1 protein-coding gene is annotated in these 978 nt (G+C 64.4%); it reads left to right on the top strand.

The genetic code is table 11. The features are described from left to right. The first annotated feature begins 61 nt into the window (after nt 1–61). Complete coding sequence (locus ACFP3U_RS36925) at nt 62–955, top strand: IS982 family transposase (protein WP_380230157.1); 894 nt, start codon at nt 62–64, stop codon at nt 953–955. Nucleotides 956–978 lie beyond the last annotated feature (23 nt).

Here is a 978-nt window from a genome sequence, read left to right as displayed (position 1 = left end):
CTAGACGAGTAGATCCGAAGTTCCGGCCCGCCAAAGGGCAGAGGGCGTCCAAGATCAGTTTGTGACGACCGACCTGAACACCCTCTTGACCGCACTTTACGTGAAGATCGACGACGAGATCGGAGGAACCCGATGGATGGGCCGGCCGCCCCTGCTCAGCGACTCCGAACTCGTCTGCCTCGCAGTCGCCCAAGCCTTGCTCGGCTACCACTCCGAAGCCCGCTGGCTGCGCTACGCCCGCAAGAACCTGTCCGACATGTTCCCCTACCTGCCCCAACGGGCGGGCTACAGCAAGCGGTTGAAGTCGGCGCTGCCCCTGCTCAAGCGCATGATCCGCGAACTCGCCATGGACAGCGACTTCTGGACCGACACCGTCTGGATCGCCGACTCCACCCCGGTGCCCTGCGGAATGTCCCGCCCGACCGTCCAACGATCGAACATGGCCGGCTGGGCCGGCTACGGCTACTGCGCCTCCCACTCCCGCTTCTTCTGGGGCCTGCGCCTGTACCTGGTGTGCACCCCGACCGGCATGCCGATCATGTGGGCAATGGCCAACCCGAAGATCGGCGAACGCGAGATCCTGGCGGCGATGCTCGAAGTAGACGCCGACCTGGTCGCCGCGCGCGACGGCATCCTGCTCATCACGGACAAGGGCTTCGCGTCCGAGCCGTTCGAGAAGGACCTCGCCGAGCAGGGCATCGAGCTCCTGCGACCCTCACTCAAGCGCGAGAAGAAGCGATACGGCGAGCCGATGCTCAAGAAGGTCCGCCAACTGATCGAATCGGTCAACGACACCCTCAAAGGGCAGCTTGACCTGGAACAACACGGCGGACGGACCTTCGAGGGCGTGGCCGTCCGCGTCACCCAACGGGTCCTCGCGATGGCCGCGGGCATCTGGCACAACAACCTGATCGGCGCACCGGTCACCCGCTCGCTGATCGCTTACGACCACTAATCACATTGGACCTACTCGTCTAG

Source organism: Kitasatospora misakiensis (assembly GCF_042656005.1).
Taxonomy (GTDB): Bacteria; Actinomycetota; Actinomycetes; order Streptomycetales; family Streptomycetaceae; genus Kitasatospora; species Kitasatospora misakiensis.
This window is presented reverse-complemented; position numbering and strand designations above follow the sequence as displayed.